Annotated in this window: 12 protein-coding genes; 7 read left to right on the top strand and 5 right to left on the bottom strand. The window is 49.5% G+C overall.

Going from position 1 to position 18,171, the window contains the following annotated elements; all coding sequences use genetic code 11:
- Nucleotides 1–31: 31 nt before the first annotated feature.
- The 3 genes from OCU74_RS15785 to OCU74_RS15775 all read left to right on the top strand — a co-directional run bounded on the left by OCU74_RS15785 (nucleotide 32) and on the right by OCU74_RS15775 (nucleotide 9,124).
- Nucleotides 32–8,035, top strand: a complete 8,004-nt coding sequence (locus OCU74_RS15785; RefSeq protein ID WP_159457448.1) for a non-ribosomal peptide synthetase — start codon at nucleotides 32–34, stop codon at nucleotides 8,033–8,035.
- 548 nt (nucleotides 8,036–8,583) lie between these two features.
- Nucleotides 8,584–8,862: a type II toxin-antitoxin system RelB/DinJ family antitoxin gene (locus OCU74_RS15780; protein WP_087482053.1), complete on the top strand. Its 279-nt coding sequence runs from the start codon at nucleotides 8,584–8,586 to the stop codon at nucleotides 8,860–8,862.
- Complete coding sequence (locus OCU74_RS15775) at nucleotides 8,855–9,124, top strand: type II toxin-antitoxin system YafQ family toxin (protein WP_087481966.1); 270 nt, start codon at nucleotides 8,855–8,857, stop codon at nucleotides 9,122–9,124. Before OCU74_RS15780 ends, OCU74_RS15775 begins: the two co-directional genes overlap by 8 nt.
- A gap of 25 nt (nucleotides 9,125–9,149) precedes the next feature.
- Here the strand turns inward: OCU74_RS15775 and OCU74_RS15770 are convergent, their stop codons facing one another.
- The 4 genes from OCU74_RS15770 to OCU74_RS15755 all read right to left on the bottom strand — a co-directional run bounded on the left by OCU74_RS15770 (nucleotide 9,150) and on the right by OCU74_RS15755 (nucleotide 12,920).
- Nucleotides 9,150–9,626 (bottom strand): GNAT family N-acetyltransferase, encoded by a 477-nt coding sequence (locus OCU74_RS15770; protein ID WP_087481965.1) that lies wholly within the window; start codon nucleotides 9,624–9,626, stop codon nucleotides 9,150–9,152.
- Nucleotides 9,607–10,395 carry a class D beta-lactamase gene (blaOXA, locus tag OCU74_RS15765; RefSeq protein ID WP_087481964.1) on the bottom strand — a complete coding sequence of 263 codons (789 nt, stop codon included), beginning with the start codon at nucleotides 10,393–10,395 and terminating at the stop codon, nucleotides 9,607–9,609. Before blaOXA ends, OCU74_RS15770 begins: the two co-directional genes overlap by 20 nt.
- 315 nt (nucleotides 10,396–10,710) lie before the next feature.
- Nucleotides 10,711–11,709 carry a DMT family transporter gene (locus tag OCU74_RS15760; protein ID WP_087481963.1) on the bottom strand — a complete coding sequence of 333 codons (999 nt, stop codon included), beginning with the start codon at nucleotides 11,707–11,709 and terminating at the stop codon, nucleotides 10,711–10,713.
- Between the two features lie 2 nt (nucleotides 11,710–11,711).
- The gene (locus OCU74_RS15755) at nucleotides 11,712–12,920 is read right to left on the bottom strand and encodes a tetratricopeptide repeat protein (protein WP_087481962.1); all 1,209 of its coding nucleotides are present in this window, start codon (nucleotides 12,918–12,920) and stop codon (nucleotides 11,712–11,714) included.
- Between the two features lie 146 nt (nucleotides 12,921–13,066).
- Between OCU74_RS15755 and OCU74_RS15750 the strand changes: the two genes are divergently transcribed.
- The 3 genes from OCU74_RS15750 to OCU74_RS15740 all read left to right on the top strand — a co-directional run bounded on the left by OCU74_RS15750 (nucleotide 13,067) and on the right by OCU74_RS15740 (nucleotide 16,086).
- Nucleotides 13,067–13,945, top strand: coding sequence for a LysR family transcriptional regulator (locus OCU74_RS15750; protein WP_200807761.1), 879 nt, complete (start codon nucleotides 13,067–13,069; stop codon nucleotides 13,943–13,945).
- Between the two features lie 96 nt (nucleotides 13,946–14,041).
- Nucleotides 14,042–15,175, top strand: a complete 1,134-nt coding sequence (locus OCU74_RS15745; protein ID WP_234993613.1) for a PfkB family carbohydrate kinase — start codon at nucleotides 14,042–14,044, stop codon at nucleotides 15,173–15,175.
- Nucleotides 15,169–16,086 carry a pseudouridine-5'-phosphate glycosidase gene (locus OCU74_RS15740; protein WP_087481961.1) on the top strand — a complete coding sequence of 306 codons (918 nt, stop codon included), beginning with the start codon at nucleotides 15,169–15,171 and terminating at the stop codon, nucleotides 16,084–16,086. The genes OCU74_RS15745 and OCU74_RS15740 overlap by 7 nt, the downstream gene beginning before the upstream one ends.
- 69 nt (nucleotides 16,087–16,155) lie before the next feature.
- Here OCU74_RS15740 and OCU74_RS15735 read toward each other — a convergent pair whose 3' ends face one another.
- On the bottom strand, nucleotides 16,156–17,067 hold the full coding sequence (locus OCU74_RS15735) for a LysR family transcriptional regulator (RefSeq protein ID WP_087481960.1): 912 nt from the start codon (nucleotides 17,065–17,067) through the stop codon (nucleotides 16,156–16,158).
- Nucleotides 17,068–17,185: 118 nt separating this feature from the next.
- On the opposite strand from OCU74_RS15735, the gene OCU74_RS15730 reads away from it, so the two are divergent.
- The gene (locus tag OCU74_RS15730; protein ID WP_087481959.1) at nucleotides 17,186–18,043 is read left to right on the top strand and encodes an MBL fold metallo-hydrolase; all 858 of its coding nucleotides are present in this window, start codon (nucleotides 17,186–17,188) and stop codon (nucleotides 18,041–18,043) included.
- Nucleotides 18,044–18,171: the final 128 nt, after the last annotated feature.

The following is an 18,171-nucleotide window of genomic DNA, read 5'->3' as shown; positions in this document are numbered from 1 at the left end:
ATCCTCTATTCAATTAGAGGGAGAAAGTCATTTGGCGCTTCCATTATCTTCGGCTCAAAGGGGAATCTGGTTTGCTCAGGAGTTAAATCCGGATGCTCATGGAAAAATATTTAAAATCACCGAATATCTGGAAATAACAGGTGTTGTACAGCCAGATATTTTCGAAATCGCTATCCGCAGGACAGCCAAAGAGATCGAAACCTTTCAGCAAGTCTTTGAACTGACTGCTCAGGGGCCAAAGCAGCGCTTTGGTGTTGCTCCTGATTGGGAGTTGCCGATTCTGGACTTTCAGACAGAAGTAGATCCGCAATTTGCTGCTAAAGCGTGGATTAATCATGATTTGGCCCGGCCTTTTGATCTCCGGCAAGGGCCTCCGTTTTCTTTTGCATTGCTGCAACTTGGTCCGGAACGTTTTTGGTATTACGCATGTGTTCACCATTTGGTTCTGGATGGCTTTGGTGGCGTGCTTTTGTCCAGTCGGGTTGCTGAGATATATTCAGCACTCGTAGCCGGAGAAGAGCCACCTGCCTGCAATTTTATTTCGTTGTCTGATGCACTGGAAATCGAACGTGAATATCAGACGTCGAAAAATTATCAACGGGACAGAGAATATTGGATGGATGTCCTGCAAGACAGGCCTGCTCCTGTCAGCCTGGCTGATACAAAAGCGACCTGTACGGATATTATTCGTCAGCAAATGTATTTACCGGCATCAACCAACCGGATGCTACGGAATCTTGCTGTTGAGTGTAAAAGTCAGGTTCCGCAACTGCTCATCGCTTTAATTGCGATTTATCTGAACCGGGTTACCGGAGAAGAAGATTTGGTCGTCGGCTGCCCGATGGTTGCCCGAACCAATAGAACACTGCGATCATTTCCCGGTATGGTTTCGAATGTACTGCCACTCAGGCTTCAGATTGGATCTGAGGATACTCTGACCGATATTGTTGCTCAGGTGAAACGCCGTATTCTGGGCGCTGTCCGGCATCAGTGCTATCGAGGAGAAGATCTGGCCGCAGATCTGGGAATGATTACCGAGAGTGATTTATTGTTTTCGACGCATATCAATATCCTGCCGTTTGAATACGAAATGAAGTTCGGGGATGCACCGGTCAATGTGAATAATCTGACACTGGGTCCGATTGATGATCTGTCGATTAATATCTGTGATCGTGGTCCTCAGCAGGGATTGGAACTGTGCCTGGATGCCAATGCCGCCCTGTATAGTGAAATGACACTGGCTTCTCACTTCCACCGTCTGATGTATTTCTTCACTGCCGCCGCATCTGAATCTCCGCTGACGGCAATCAATCGTTACCATCTGCTGATGCCGGAAGAGCGGACACTGGTTGATTCATGGAACCGGACCCAGATAACTTTTCCGGCAGCACGATGTGTTCATGAGCTGTTCGAACAACAGGCCAGCGATGAGCCTGAACATACCGCACTGGTTTGTGCCGGTGAAACCGTGAACTACGGTGGGCTGAATATTCGTGCCAACCGTCTTGCTCATTATCTGCGTTCTATCGGTGTCGGTCCGGAAACCAGAGTTGGTATCTGTTGCGGACGGGGACCGGATCTGCTGATCGCAATGCTGGCAACGCTGAAAGCTGGGGGTGGTTATGTGCCGATGGATCCGGGCTATCCGGCTGAGCGGTTACAATACATGCTCTCTGACAGCGCACCGGCTGTTGTTCTGACTGATGGTGTGGTTGATCTGGATTCACTGGTGGGAGATGTGCTGACCGCAGGTCCGCGGGTGATTCATCTGCAACAGGACCGGGGATTATGGTTTGAGCAGCCTTCATCAAATCCGGATCCGGGTGATCTCAGTCCCGATAATCTGGCCTATATCATTTATACATCCGGTTCAACCGGTGTGCCGAAAGGTGTCATGGTTGAACATCGCCAGTTGCTGAATCTGGTGAACTGGCATAACCGGGCATTCAATATGCAGCCGGGAACTTATGCGTCCAGTGTTGCTGGTTTAGGGTTCGATGCAGTTGTCTGGGAAATCTGGCCACCGCTGAGTGCCGGTGCAACATTAACGATGCCGACGCTGGAAATGTCCCGGGATCCCGAGCAACTACTCAACTGGTGGGTTGAGCAGCCGATTGAAGTCGGATTCCTGCCGACTCCGATCGCTGAACTGGCATTTGCCCGCCGGATTGCCCCGGAAACATTGCGTTATCTGCTGGTTGGCGGGGACAGACTGACTCGTCATCCGGATGAAGATGCCACATTTACTCTGGTAAATAACTACGGACCAACGGAAACAGCCGTGGTTGCGACATCGGCTACGGTACGGAAAACAGATGCAGTCCTGCATATCGGTAGTCCGATTGCCAATACCAGCATCTATATTCTGGATGAACTACAACGGCAGGTTCCGGTTGGTGTTACCGGTGAAATCTACATTGGTGGGCATGGTGTTGCCCGGGGTTATCTGAATCGTGCGGAAATGACGACGGAACGTTTTCTGGCTGATCCTTTCTCTGAACGGGCGGGAGCGAGAATGTACCGGACCGGCGATTTAGCGCGCTGGCGAGTAGATGGCACTATCGAGTATCAGGGCCGGAACGACAGTCAGGTCAAAATCCGGGGCTTTAGGATTGAGCTGGGCGAAATTGCCACGGCATTGCAGGCCTGTCCGGGAATACAGAACGCCGTGGTGACAGTCTCAGGTGCCGGTGAGAATGCCGAACGTCTGGTCGCTTATTACACCTGTCAGAAAAATGAGTCGGTTGCGATTGAATTGCTGAAACAGCGTTTGAGCGAAGCGCTTCCCAGCTACATGGTTCCTGCTGCCTTTGTCGGGCTGGATGCGATTCCGCTGACAGCAAACGGTAAAATTGATCATAAAGCATTACCGGAGCCGGATGCATCTGCATTTGTCCATCGTGACTATGAGCCACCACGGGGAGGTGTAGAGCAACTACTGGCAGTGATCTGGCAGTCGCTGCTGAAAGTTGACCGGGTCGGACGCCACGATAATTTCTTTGAACTGGGCGGGCATTCGTTGCTTGCGGTGCAGCTGATAGAGCGGCTGCGCCATCACCGTTATCATCTGGCAATTAAATCGTTGTTTACCGCACCGACGCTGGCCGGTCTTGCCCGGACGCTGGAACAGGCATCGGCGAAACCCGAGCTTCTGGTACCTCAGAATCTGATTCCGGCGGAATGTACGCAGATCACGCCGGACATGCTGTCGCTGGTTGAACTGAGTCAGTCTCAGATTGATACCATTGCGGCGACCGTTCCCGGAGGTGCCGCCAATATTCAGGATGTTTATCCGTTAGCGCCATTGCAGGAAGGCATTCTTTTCCACCACTTACTGGAAGAGAAAGGTGACCCTTATATTACGCGGGCGATCAAAGCGTTCTCCACTCAGCATGAGTTGTTGCAATTTGTCGATGCGCTTCAGGCGGTGGTGAAACGCCATGATATTCTCAGGACCAGTATCGTTTGGGATCAGCTTGATGTGCCGGTTCAGGTGGTATGGCGGGATGCTGTGTTACCACTGACGCAACTGACGCTCAAAGGGGATGATATCGTCAAAGCGATTCAGCAGCGGTTTGATCCGGCCAGTACTCGACTGGATGTTCACAAGGCTCCGATGATTGAAACCTATCAGGTTGAAGATGCTGCTGAAGATCGTTGGCTACTGTGTCTGCTGATGCACCATTTCTGTTTGGATCACACCACGCTGGAACTGATGATGGAAGAGGTTCAGGCACATCTGCTGAATCAGGCCGATCAATTGCCGAAACCGCTCCCGTTCAGGAACTTTGTCTTTGAAAGCCGCATTGATAATGATCCGGAAAAACAGGCCGCTTACTTCAGAGAACGTCTGGGCGATATTGATGAGCCTTCCGCTCCGTTTGGGTTGCTGAATGTTCAGGGCGACGGTCATGAGATTCATGAGTTGCATCTCCCGGTTGACGATGACCTTGCGCAGCAGTTACGTGAGCAGGCACGCCGTCAGGGTGTGAGTGCTGCCAGCCTGTTCCATCTGGCCTGGGGACTTGTTGTCCGGGCAACAACCGGTCGTGATGATGTGGTCTTCGGTACGGTTCTGTTCGGTCGTATGGCCGGCGGGGAAGGTGCTGACCGGGTGTTGGGGATGTTCCTGAATACCCTGCCGTTACGGTTATCTTTTTCTGATGAAGCGGTTGCGGAAGCAGTTCAGTACACCCACAAACATCTCGCTGATATTCTCGAATACGAGCATGGTTCTCTGTCTCTGGCACAACAATGTAGTGCTGTCGCACCGCAGACACCACTGTTTAGTAGTTTGCTGAACTATCGCTACGATGGTGGAAACAGTCAGATGGGTCTTGATACCGGACCGATGAACCTATTGTTTACTGAAGAACGGACCAACTATCCGATCACGCTTTCTGTGAACGATAATCCGCAGCAGGGATTCTCTCTGGACATTCAGGTCGACGGAAGTATCGGCTGTGAGCGGATCGGAGCGATGGTGATGCGTGCTCTGCGTGAGCTGGCAACGGCACTGGAATCCGAGCCGAAGCGGGCGATTCATTCACTGAATGTACTGCCGAAAGATGAGTACCGCAGGCTGGTCGAACAATTCAATACCACGCAGACATCTGCTGTGACCGAAGTGTGTGTGCATACGCTGTTTGAAAAGCAGGCTGATAAATATCCGGATGTCATGGCTGCCGTCAGTGAATCTCAACAACTGACCTATGGCGAGCTGAACCGCAAAGCAAATAGTCTGGCGTATTATCTGCGGGCTCAGGGTGTTGCACCGGATCAACGGGTTGGTCTCTGTTTTGACCGGGGCACCGACCTGATGGTTGCCATGCTGGCGACGCTCAAAGCGGGCGGATGTTACATTCCGATGGATCCGACCTATCCGGCTGATCGTTTGCAGTACATGGTTTCTGACAGTCAGCCGACTTTGATTCTGTCGGATGGTATTCTTGAGCCGGAAACGATTATCGGTAAGACAGAAGTTCAGGTGATTAACGTGTGTACCGATGCGTTTCTGTGGAGTGCCTATCCGAAACACAATCCGCAGTCTGGTCATATCCGCCCCGATCATCTGGCTTATATTATTTATACCTCCGGTTCGACCGGACAACCGAAAGGCGTCATGGTTGAACACCGGAATCTGGCGAATCTGGTTCACTGGCATAATCAGTCCTTTGGTATTCAGCCCGGAACCTGTGTTTCCAGTGTGGCCGGGGTTGGTTTCGATGCAACAGTCTGGGAAGTCTGGCCGCCACTCTGCACCGGTGCACATCTGATGCTGCCGACACTCGATATTTCCCGCGATCCGGAACAACTGCTGGCGTGGTGGATGTCACAACCGATCGAAGTCGGTTTCCTGTCGACACCGATTGCTGAACTGGTGCTGGCAAGACGACTTGACCATCCGACACTGCGGACACTGCTGGTTGGTGGCGATCGCCTCAATCATCATCCGCATCCGGAGACATCGTTTACGCTGGTGAATAACTACGGACCAACGGAAACCACTGTGGTTGCAACGTCGGGAACCATGCTGCCGACAGATGCCGTACTGCATATCGGAAAACCGGTCGACAATACCAGCATCTATATTCTGGATGAATACCGGCAACCGGTGCCGATGGGCGTGAAAGGGGAAATCTATATCGGTGGCAAGAGTGTCACCAGAGGTTATCTGAACCTCCCTGAGATGACTGCCGAACGTTTCCTCGATGATCCGTTCTCTTCTGAAGCCGGAGCCCGGATGTACCGGAGCGGCGATTTAGGGCGCTGGTCAGAAAATGGTACGGTGGAGTATCTGGGCCGGAATGACAGCCAGGTGAAAATCCGTGGTTTCCGGATCGAACTGGGCGAAATCAGTACCTGTATGAGCACCCATCATGGCGTTGATGAAGCGATCGTCATAGCTGCCAAAACGCAGAATAACGATCAGCGCTTAGTCGCTTACTATGTTGGTAATGCTCAGACCGCACCACTGCGGGCTTATCTGGCTGCCCGTCTGCCGGATTACATGGTTCCTGCGGCTTATGTGAAACTGGAACACATTCCGCTGACACCGAACGGTAAAGTGGATCACAAAGCACTGCCCGAACCGGATGCCGCTGATTTTGTCACTCAGGTCTATATTCCGCCGGAAGGTGAGGTGGAAGAAACCATTGCAGCGATCTGGCAACGTCTGCTCGGGGTGGAGAAAGTTGGTCGTAACGACAGCTTCTTCGAGCTGGGCGGACACTCGCTGGTCGCGGTTCAGTTCCTTAATGAGGCCCGCCAACACGGTTATGAGCTGACATTATCGACACTGTTCTCCGCGTCCCGGCTGGCTGATATTGCCGATTACATCCAGCGGAGTTCCGCAACGCTGATTGAACATGCGGTTGCACTTCGTCCGGTCACCGGTGATCAGCGGCCACTGTTTATCGTACCGGAAGCCAGCGGGGAAATGCTTTACTCGCCACTGCTGACTTCCTATATCGATAAGGATATCGCGGTTTACGGGCTGGTGGCTCCGGATCGCAGCACTCCGCCGTTCTATACCGTTCAGGGCGCTGCCGCCCGGTATGTGCGGATTATCCGTGAAACCCAGCCGGAAGGTCCTTACCGGATGACGGGAATTTCTCTGGGAGGAACACTGGCTTATGAAGTTGCGCTGCAACTGCTGGGACAAGATCAGGAGATTGAATACATTGGTGTGATTGATACCACCGCAGAGAAAGCGATCGTACCACGTCATGTCGGTGAGGAAGTGCTGACCGAAGAGCAGAAAATCCTGCTGATGAGTAAGGAGATCTACGATGGTCTTGCCTATGACATCTATGGTCTGGCAGAAGCGGAAAGTACACTGGAAGACGGGATGACCTGGAAAGATCACTATCGGATGGCCAAAGATATGGGCATGCTGCCCGCTGGCTGGACAGATACTTACTTCATGAACTGGATGCTGCACCGGGAGGCGCTGATCCGGGCTGAATATGAGTACAGAAATCTGCCGGTTGATATCGACCTGTACGTTGCCGAGCTGCGTCCGGAAGGTGAGGCTGCCGATGTTGTGCCTTATCTGCGCTGGAATGGTTTCTTACCTGAAACATCCATCCGGCCGACGACAATTCAGGGAACAACCCATTACCACCTGATTGTTGAACCTTATATTGGTTATCTGGGGCAGGCGATTTCAAAAGATCTACATGACCGGGAGCAAAACTATGCAGCCGGGAAAGTGATGCGCAATGCCGAGTATGATCCGATCGTCACTTTACAGGAAGGTTATGGTAACGGCCCGACAGTACTGTGTATTCCGGGAGCCGGTGATAATGTCTGTGCCTTTCTGGGGCTGGTTCAGTCACTGGAAGCCAATTGGACAGTACTCGGCTTCCAGCCTCGCGGCCTGAAAGGTGGTGATATTCCGCATACAACGGTTGAGGCGGCGGCATCTTTCTACCTGAAGGCGCTTGAAGCCAGAGCATGTGTCGGCCCGATCCATATCGTCGGTCACTCATTTGGTGGCTGGGTTGCGCTGGAACTGGCTGCATTACTGGAAGCCGAAGGTATCAAAGTTGCGTCTCTGACTGTGGCTGACTCTGAAGCACCGGATGCGACACCGCAGGAATACAGTGACTTGTCGGCACTGATGCTTCTCATTGAACAGTTTGAGAAACAGGGCGCTGCTTTAGGCCTGACAGAACAAGACCTGAAAGGTATGGAGCAGAGAGAGCGTTTAACACTGGTCCATCGTTATCTGGTTGAGCAGGGCATTCTGACCAAAAATGCCAGTGTTGATGATTTAGACGGCATCTTCCATGTCTTCGTCACCAATCTCCGGACACCATATCAGCCGGCAGTTCTGCCGGAAGTGCAGGTCAATCTGGTGATGACACAAGATATGGAAAGCGGTGTCAGAGAAGCATGGCAGGAACAACTGTCCAATCTTCACTGTATCCCCAGTCGGGCAGATCATTTCAGCCTGCTGAGAGCGCCGTTCGTTAAAGTGATCACTGAGGTGCTGAATCCATCGTTTAAAGCATTGGTGACGGATATCTGAAAGGATTTTCTGATCTCTGTAGGTGATTGAAATAGGCCGCAATTGTTGCGGCCTATTTTTTGGTTGTTGATTGGTGATTCTCCCTGCTTCTGGTTCCGGAATATGACGCACAATTTAGTTATTCAGTTTCAGTAGTCTCAGTGTTATGTGCGCCAGTTCCTCTTTCAAAGATGGAAGAGGAACCAGAAAATCTTTTTTGCTTGGCTTGGGCACTTGCGGGTCAGGAACGGTTTTTATGAGTCGTCCTGACTCAGAAAAACCTAGAAATCCGTCCATGGATTTCTTCCTTAGAGCAGAGGTTCTCGTTGGTTTTCTAACTACAGAAAGAATTTGAACCCGCAGAACTCAGGGAAAAATTCATGGAGAAATTTTTAGTTGTTCCCTAACAAAAAGGCATGAGCAGGAGCGAATAAAAGATGAAGTTATTGAAATTGATTTGGGTTGAGCGCACCAAACCCACCAGAGCTGGCTTGTACTTTACTCGTTTGTTATGTGCATTTATACTTTTGTATGACTATGTATTACATTGTATGCAAATAGGTACTAATATGAGAACAGAAATGTTGAGCACCCGCATAGACCATGACACCAAAGCTGCGTTTACCAGCATTTGTGATGAAATGGGTTTAAGCACCTCACAAGCTATTAAATTGTTTGCCAAAGCAGTCATCAACCACGGTGGTATTCCTTTCGAACTCCGTGTGGCACAGCCTAACGAGGTCACTGCTGCAGCTATGAAAGAGCTGGTCGAAGGTAAAGGTCATAAAGCCGAGTCCGTTGATGCGATGCTCAACGACCTGACCGAAGGCAAAGCAAAAAATGTATAGCCTTGAATACTCAACCCAGTTTAAAAAAGACTTTAAGACAATGACCAAAATGCCGATCCCAGACATCATTGAGATCGGCAATATTATTTCACAATTGCAAAGAGGTGAAACTCTTGCACCTCACAACGTTGACCACGCACTCACTGGGAGTTGGGCCGGTTTTCGTGACTGCCATATAAAACCAGATTTAGTACTTATTTACCGCATTTTTGATGGGCAATTACAACTTGCACGAATTGGTTCCCACAGCGATTTGTTTTGAGAACTTACAGGGAATATAACGCTTGTTATAAAGTGATTTCCATCTGTACCAAAGGCCATGTTTCACCGTTGAACTCTTTGCATTTTGGCTCTTTATCGACAGCAGTAAAACCTAAAGATTGGTAGCAGTGATATGCCACATTGTTTTTCGTGAACACAGCTAATGTTACTGTTTTATATGAGTTTCTATGCTTAATTTCATTCAATGATAACTGAACCAACTTTTTGCCTAAACCCTGTCCTCGGTGATGAGGTGAGACGGCAATCCGGCACAAACGCATTTCAGTTTCATTGATTTTCTGAAGCTCAATAAAACCTAGAACATTACAATTTTCAATTAACGTGTAAAACTCAATATTAGATAACTCACTACGGTCGATTATTGCACTAGCCCGAACTGGCCAACCGAATCTGTGCCCGCCCCATAAAAGTGATTCTTGCTCAGTAGGAAACCAGTTACTAATTTCATATGCTGCATCCCTGCTAAATTTTTTCAAATGCACTCGAAATAACCCCGATTTTTTCAAGAACTTCCATGGATATTTCTTTTCTTAAATTTAATTGTTTTACGTCTTTGATTGCTAAGTTCGTAGCAAAAAACCAAGTTCCATTTTTGGTTTCTAGGTAGCCGACATACCAGCCTACAGGATTCTTCACTCGCCTAGCCCAGCCACTTTTAGCATACATTGAGTAATTTTCAGTTTTTTCTGCAAGCATGACTTCTTTGAGCACGTTAAAAGACTTAGTGCTGAATGGAAGTTTTTGGTGGTATAGCTGCTTGAGAAATGCAACTTGCTCGTAAGCATTTAGTTTAAGCGTACCGTCTAACCAGAATTGAGTTAAATCGAAGGTGTTTGGCAGGTGGCCATAATGTATGGCTTTAACGTATGTTTTGTATTTTTCGGCACCTACTTTTTTTGCTATTTCTTGATAGCACCAGACGCATGAGACTTGGAAGGCAGATGCTAGCGTCTGGTCATGATTCCACGCTTGGATATCATATTGTTTTCCATCCCATGGGAAAACACTGGACTCACTTGATACGATATTTTCTTCAACGCCAATTAACGTGTTCGGAATTTTGAATGTTGAAGCAACTGCTAATTTAGTTTTTGCTCTGTCTGGATTAAATACGTATTTTTCAGAGCCGTCCAAGTTTTCAACGACAATAGTGCCTTCTACAGGAGACTTAGAAAATATGCTTTCAAGACTGACATCTTTGCTGAAAGCACTGAATGAAGTAATGCAAATTAATAAAAGTAGTTTATTCATTCTTAACTCTTAACTGATACATAACGAACTATTGTTGACAAAAGAGGGAGTCCATGAAATCTCTCCTGAACAAAATTGTTGTATGTTTATTTGATTACGTTGTAATAATGAGAGCGACCTGATTCGTACATATTCATTAGCTTCTCTGGCAATAAGCCTCCAGGTTTGGCTGGACCTGGAATCTCTTTTAAATATTCTCTGCCGAACACATCATGCAAAACTAAACACATATTCTGCCATTAGCAAAAATAGGTCAACAAATGACAGAAGAAACACATCCAAAACCATAGCTAACTGACCTCGGGCCAAACCATTTTACCTTCCCTGCGTCAACAACACTGACTCATCTTCCACTTTGTGCTGAACCTTGCTCTTACTTTTCTCCGGGCGGTTGCAGAGCAGAATTCCCAGTATGGCGAGCAGGCCGCCGACACACATCAGGAACGTCAGGCGTTCGCCGAGCAGTATTGCGCCGAGGGAGACGGCGGCGATGGGGTTGAGTGCGATAAATGCGCCGGCCCGGGTTGAGCCGATTTTCTCGATTCCGCTGTAATACCAGATATACGCCAGCGCTGAACCGATCATGCCCAGATAGCTGAGGCTGAACATGTCCTGAACATGAATCGCGGCAAATGTTGCGCTGTGGAGCTGGCCGCTGAAAAGAGTGGTCAGCGTAAGCATTGCTGCCCCGGCTAAGACGGAGTAAGTCACCGTATAGAGCGGGCCGATGGCCTGTACGGTTTTTTTGCCGAAGACGCTGTAGGCGACCCAACTGAGGACACAGCCAACAATCATGATTTCACCGATGCCTGACTGCTGTGCATCCAGTAAAAGCTGAGGTGATTTGCTGATAATTACCGTTGCTGCGCCGACAATACATAGAATGATGCCCAGCAAGCGGGTGGCGGAAAAGCGCTCTTTGTAGAACAGAAAAGAAGCGATGGCGATCATCGCCGGGTTGGCTGCAACAATCAGCGAGGCCCGTGAGGCGCTGATGTGCTGCAAGCCATAAAAGAAAAACAGGTTGTAGGTATAGATCCCGCAGAAGCCCAGGCCGAACAGCACCAGAATTTGCTTTTTGGTGACTCTGATAAAGCCTCTTCCGGTCAGGATTAACACCAGTGCCAGCGTGCCTCCGGCCAGTAAGAAACGGAGCGTTGCAGAAACCAGTGGCGGGATTTCCGGATTGATGGCCCGACCGGCAACAAAGGTTCCGCCCCAGATGACGGAGACCAGTGCGAGTTTCAGGTATGTCCCCAGATTACGAGGCCCGGCAACTGCCGGGAGATTGTTTAGTTCAGTGGTGTGGCTCATTTTTAACTCGCTCTTTCAACGGAGAGTTGAACATGTTGATAAACGTATTCTTTGGTGAGGCGGAGAATATCCCGCTGGGCATTGCTGCCACCGATGAGGTGCCAGAGCTGCTGGCTCTGCTCCAGTTCGGATAAACTGGTTTGATACCGTCCGATAGTCATTTGATGAATGGCTCTTAGGATTGCGATACCTGTACGATGAGTCTGCGGATCAATGCCGAATCCATCACTTTCAGCGATGAGTTTCTCAATCAGAAAAGGCTGCTCGGTCGCGGCAAATGAGAGTGCAGCATGGAGTTTGTGCAGATAAGAGACCGAATTTTCAATCACACCAGTCCAGAGTGTTGCCAGCTTCTGCCACTGTTTCTGAAAAGAGTGATCGGCGTATTTCAGATGCAGGCGCCAGAGAAAACCGACTGCATCGAGATCTTGCTTGGCAAAGGGCGTCTCTTTTAATTCACACAAGGTGCGGAAAGTATCCAGTGCCTTTTCCGGCATGTGGTTCTGTTCGTAAGCAATCACAAGATGCCAGCAGACGTGAATGCGCATGCCGGGATTGTGAATCCATGAATCGATATGTTGATTTAAGAACGCAATGATTTGATCCCACTGCCCGGTCTCGTGCAGTGCATGTGCGATGGCGTGGATGCCGTAAATATTTTCCGGACAGGTCTCAATCGAATCCCGGCCAGTGACCAACGCCTCTTCGTATCGTCCGCACTCACAGAAGACAAAAGATTTGATTGCCAGATAGAAAGGATACAGGTAATGCGTTCGGGGCAGGGCGGCATCACAATGTTCCAGAATATCGATCAAACGGGTTGTGCGGCCCGTGCAAAACTCAAACATATGCAGGATGTACAGTGCAATGACATCGGTCGGAAAACGCTTTAAGTGAGTTCTCATCAGCGTATAAGCCTGCTCGTACTGAAAGCGTGACCAGGCTTCACAGGCCTGATAGATTAGTTTGAATTCCGGTCTTTGGGTTTCGCGCCAGTTCATCTGGGCAAGATTCAGGTTGAAGCGGTAAAATTCTCTGATTTCACAACTGATAGTGCCGTCGAAACCGGATAATAGCTGATGGTAAGTGTACTGAGTCTCGTTTTGTGGACGGCAACTGGCAGGGATTGTCTGAAAAGATAAAAAATAGCCGTTAATTTCCGGCCATAATGATGAGATGCCATCCGTGGAGAGCTGTGACTTATGAACCATTCCTGTCACTCCTTTATCATTGTAATTGTGTTTTAGTTGTAGAACCGTGAGTTCTTAAGATCATAGAAAAGATCTGATTCATATGGTTTTATATATTCAACGATATGATTGCTCATAGGGAAATGAGCATTTACTCATGAGGGCGAATGATGACGTTAACCCAGTTGGAAATCTTCTCTGTTTTATCTGATAGCCTGCATTTCACAATTGCGGCACAACGGCTTGGAATTTCGCAGTCCGGAGTGTCACATGCGATTAAGTCGTTGGAAGATGAACTAGGCGTGAAGCTGTTTCACCGTCATCAGAGCCGGGTTGAGCTGACGGATATCGGCATCCGCCTGCTGGAACGGTCACGGACTTTGTTGGGTGTGGCAGAAACTATGCGTCAGGAAGCCGCTGATGCTCAGGGGATGAAACAGGGAACATTGCGTATTGGTTCGTTCGGGCCGACTTCATCTGTTCGCTTGCTGCCACATATGATCCACCAGTATCAGAAACAGTTTCCGGGGATTGAAATTCATGTTGATGAAGGTCCGGATGCGCAGGTTATCCAGTGGTTGAGAGAGCGCCGGATCGATGTGGGATTTGTGGTTCTGCCGGAAAACGATCTGGATGTCTTTCCGCTGCTGGAAGATCAGATGGTCGCTTTGCTCCCGTCGGACCATCCACTGAGTCAGTTAGAGTCTGTGACTTTGTCTTCTCTTTGTTATGAGCCATTTGTGCTGACCGGTGCCGGGTCGGCAGATTTGGTGACACGCCTGTTTCATGCTGAAAAACTGCGGCCGCAGATTCGTTACCGGACTTCTCAACTGCTCAGTATTCTTTCTCTGGTCGGAAGCGGAGATGCCGTTTCTATCGTTGCGGAGTCATCGCTGCCGGACAGTGATTCGACCCGTTATGTTCGTCGCCCGCTTTCTCCGCCGGTAAAGCGCAGCATTGGTCTGGCTGTTCTGGATAACCATCAATCCAGCCCGGCTGTGAAAGCGTTCATTTCTCTCGCACAGCAGCTTTATCAGGCAGACTGAGCAGCTCTGCGGGAGCTGAATACCTGATGAAGCTGTGATCCTGTCGTCATATCGCTGTTCTGTTGGCGAAAATTTGTTGTGGGTTGTATGTAAAATATGCAATATACAAACTTATGTTTGTTAACCGGACAAAAGTTTGTGACTGAGCGTGAGCAGCAGATACTGGCACTGATTCAACAAGATCCGATGATTGCACAAAGTGCACTGGCAGAGATGCTGGGGCTGAGTCGTAGTGCTGTTGCGGGACATATTATGAATCTGACCCGCAAAGGATATATTCAGGGCAAAGGCTATGTTATTGCACCGGAGCGATATGTGGCAGTCCTTGGTGGAGCGAATATGGATCTGTGTGGCCGTTCTGCCGCCGCACTGGTCATGGGAGATTCGAATCCGGGCGCTCTGGCCTGTGGTCCGGGCGGGGTGGCACGCAATATTGCTGAGAATCTGGGACGTCTGGGAAGTAAGGTCCAGTTCATTGGAGCGGTCGGGGATGATCTGTGGGGAGAACAGCTACTGACTTCTTGTCGCGACGTCAATGTCGGTGTGGATCACTGTCTGGTGGTTCCCGGTAGGGCGAGCAGTACTTATCTGTCCATTCATGACCCGCAGGGTGAATTACAGTTGGCTCTCAACGATATGGCACTGATCGAAGCGCTGGATATGGAAAAATTATCCCAACGCAGTGGTACGCTGAATCGGGCCTCAGCTCTGGTTATTGATGCCAATCTCAGCGAATCGGCACTCGATTATCTGTTTCATACCTATGCCGACAAACCCTTGTTCGTCGACCCGGTTTCCTCGGTCAAAGCCGGGAAAATTGCACCTTATCTGGCTCAGATTCATACCCTTAAACCCAATATTGCCGAAGCCGAGTTACTCTCCGGCTGCCGTTTTGAGCGGGTTGGACAGTTGCCGGAAATTGCCGGACGACTGCATGAGCAAGGTGTACGGCATTTATTGATTAGTCTCGGCGGGCAGGGTGCTTATGCAAGTGTGGAAGGGAAAGGAGAATTCATCCCGGCCACAGCAACACAAATTCAAAATGTTACGGGAGCCGGAGATGCTCTGATGGCCGGGCTGGTGCATGGCTATCTGCATGAGTGGGCATGGGAACGTCGTGTTGCGTTTGCATTGGCAGCGGCGAGGCTGACTCTGCAATCCGGAACCACAATCAATTCAATGATGTCAGATAAGGCGGTGATGCGCCTGATTGAGGAATCAACATGTTAGAAAAATATCTGGATATTCAGCCGGAAGTCGCAACGGCGCTGGCAGCTCATCAACCGGTCGTGGCGCTGGAATCAACGATCATCTCTCACGGAATGCCTTATCCGCGTAATGTTGAAACCGCTTTGATGGTCGAAAAGACGATTCGGGAAGCCGGTGCGGTACCTGCGACGATTGCGATTATCGAAGGGCGTTTAAAGGTTGGGTTGAGTCAGGCGCAGATTGAGTATCTGGGCAAGGCCGGAACCGAAGTGACGAAAGTCAGCCGCCGGGATATTCCGTTCATGGTTGCCGGTCAGCAGGACGGAGCAACAACCGTTGCTGCAACAATGATTCTGGCGCAGATGGCGGGAATCAAAGTGTTTGCCACCGGTGGTATTGGTGGTGTGCATCGCGGTGCTCAGGAAACATTTGATATTTCTGCCGACTTACAGGAGCTGGCGAATACCAATGTTGCCGTTGTGTGTGCCGGAGCGAAATCGATTCTCGACCTCGGGCTGACCCGGGAATATCTCGAAACTCAGGGTGTGCCGGTTGTCGGTTATCAGACCGATAGTCTGCCGGCTTTCTACACCCGTGAAAGCGAACAGAGTGTGGATTACCGTTTAGACAGTGCTGAAGCAATCGCTGCGGCATTGAAAGCGAAGTGGGAAATGGGTTTACAGGGTGGTGTTGTGGTTGCTAATCCGATTCCTCAGCAATACGCGATGCCGGTTGAGACCATTAATGCTGCAATTGAACAGGCACTGGATGAGGCAAATGAACAAGGGATTGTCGGAAAAGCATCGACGCCGTTTCTGCTGGCAAGAGTCTGCGAACTGACCGGTGGTAACAGTCTGGATGCCAATATCCAGCTGGTGCTGAACAATGCCCGCCTTGGCGCGGCGATTGCGCAGGCATACAGTCAGATTTGAGTTTGTCACTGACCTGCGTATCAGGCGGATAAGCCGGTCAGTTGCTTCTTGTTTGCCGGGTCAGCGTATCTAAGCTGGCCCGGTTTTTTGCCACATGGTGTCTTTTTCCATCTTCTCAACCAGAAAGTCGATAAAGCTTCTCAGCAGTGGTGACATCTGTTTGCGGGTTGCATACAGACCGTAGATTCCCAGTTGATTCGGCTCATAATCTGTCAGCAGTGGTATCAGTGTTCCTTCTTTCAGCGCATGAGCGACCGAGTAATAAGGTTGCAGGCTGATACCGCCTCCCAGCAAGGTATTTTTCAGTAACAGGTTAGAAATGTTGGCACTTAAATTCCCGCCGACGGGAATAGCATCCTGACTGTCCTGCCCGGTAAAACGCCATAAGCTTTTACCGAAATAGGAATAAGTCAGACAGTTGTGAGACGAAAGTTCTTCAAGGGTTCTGGGTGTACCATGTTTTGCCAGATATTCAGGGCTGGCACAGACCACAGAGCGGCATGTGCCCAGTTTTCTGGCAACCAGGTTCGGATCGAGGTCATTGGTGATACGAATCGCCAGATCGATCCGTTCTTCGACAAGATTGACGGCGCGGTCAACAACCAGTACATCGACACTTACACCAGTGTGCTGACTCAGGTATTCATCGGCGGCTGCCATCAGGAAGTCTTCGGCGAATGAGTAACTACAGGTCACCCGCAGCGATCCTTTCGGCGCACTGTCCGGATGAATTGCCATCTGTTCCATCTCTTCTCCCAGAGCCAGCATGGCTCTGGCCTGAGCCAAAACGTCTTCTCCGACTCCGGTCAGACTCAGACTACGGGTGGTTCTGTGCAGTAAGCGGGTTCCCATCCAGCTTTCCAGCTCTGCCACATATCTTGAAGCCATCGCGCGGGACATATCCAGTTGTTCGGCTCCCGCAGTCAGGCTGCCTTGTTCAACGACAGCCACGAATACTTTTAGTGCAGTTAAGCGGTCCATATGATTTGCTCGATTTATGCTACAGTCATGTCAATAATATGATGTATTTGAACGAATAGCATTCGAATATACTGGATTACATCAGTTTTCAGGTAAAGTTTATATAAAGAGGTTCCTTATGAAAAAGTCACTTTTCGGTATGCTTTTGCTCTCTGTTGTTGCCAGTGGTTTTGCTCAGGCAGCTTCATTGAACGTTCAGGCATATAACGCCAGCCAGCATGGCGGTATATTCCCGGTTTCATCCGAGCTGGTCAGCGGTAAGCATGACGCTATTCTGTTTGATGCTCAGTTTGATACTAAAAACGGCCAGAATCTGGTTGATATGATCAAGAAAAGCGGTAAAAAGCTGACCGCTATTTATATTAGTGGTGGCGATCCGGACTACTACTTCGGATTAGAACCGATTGTCGCGGCATTTCCTGATGTAAAAATTATGGCCAGCCAGCATGTTGTTGACCATATTAAAGCTACCAAAGATGCCAAACTTGCTTATTGGGGACCAATTCTGGGTGATGGTGCACCTGAGAAAGTCTTTGTTCCTCAAGTGATGGATAGCGATAAAATCATGCTGGAAGGTCAGGCGATCGAAGTGAAAGCGCTGGATACCGATGATGCTTTCTTATGGGCACCTTCCGTGAAAACAGCATTTGGTGGTGTTGCCGTTTCTTACGGCCTGCATGTATGGATGGCGGACAGCCAGACTAAAGCTGCAAGACAGCACCGGATCGACACGATGAACGCAATGATCGCGCTGCAACCTGAGCGTGTTATTCCGGGCCATTTTGTCGGCTCTGAGCCTGAAGGTAGCAAAGCTGCTGTCTTTACCCGTGACTATATCCAGCGATTTGAATCTGAACTGGCGAAAGCGAAAAACTCCGGTCAGTTGATTGAAGCGATGAAGAAAGCTTATCCGGAATTTCCTGCCGGTGGTCTTGATATCGGTGCCAAAGTCGCAACCGGTGAAATGAAGTGGTAATGCGGTAATACTGTTTTAAAACTTTTCCACTGCAAAGCCCCCGAAAGTATGATTTCTTTCGGGGGCTTTCTTTCATCAGTTCATCGAATCACATTTAGCAAATGTCATGATTCATAAGATGAAACAGC

This window comes from Vibrio mangrovi (assembly GCF_024346955.1).
Classification (GTDB): domain Bacteria; phylum Pseudomonadota; class Gammaproteobacteria; order Enterobacterales; family Vibrionaceae; genus Vibrio; species Vibrio mangrovi.
The sequence above is the reverse complement of the archived record's forward strand: the minus strand, read 5'-3'. Positions and strand labels throughout refer to the sequence as shown.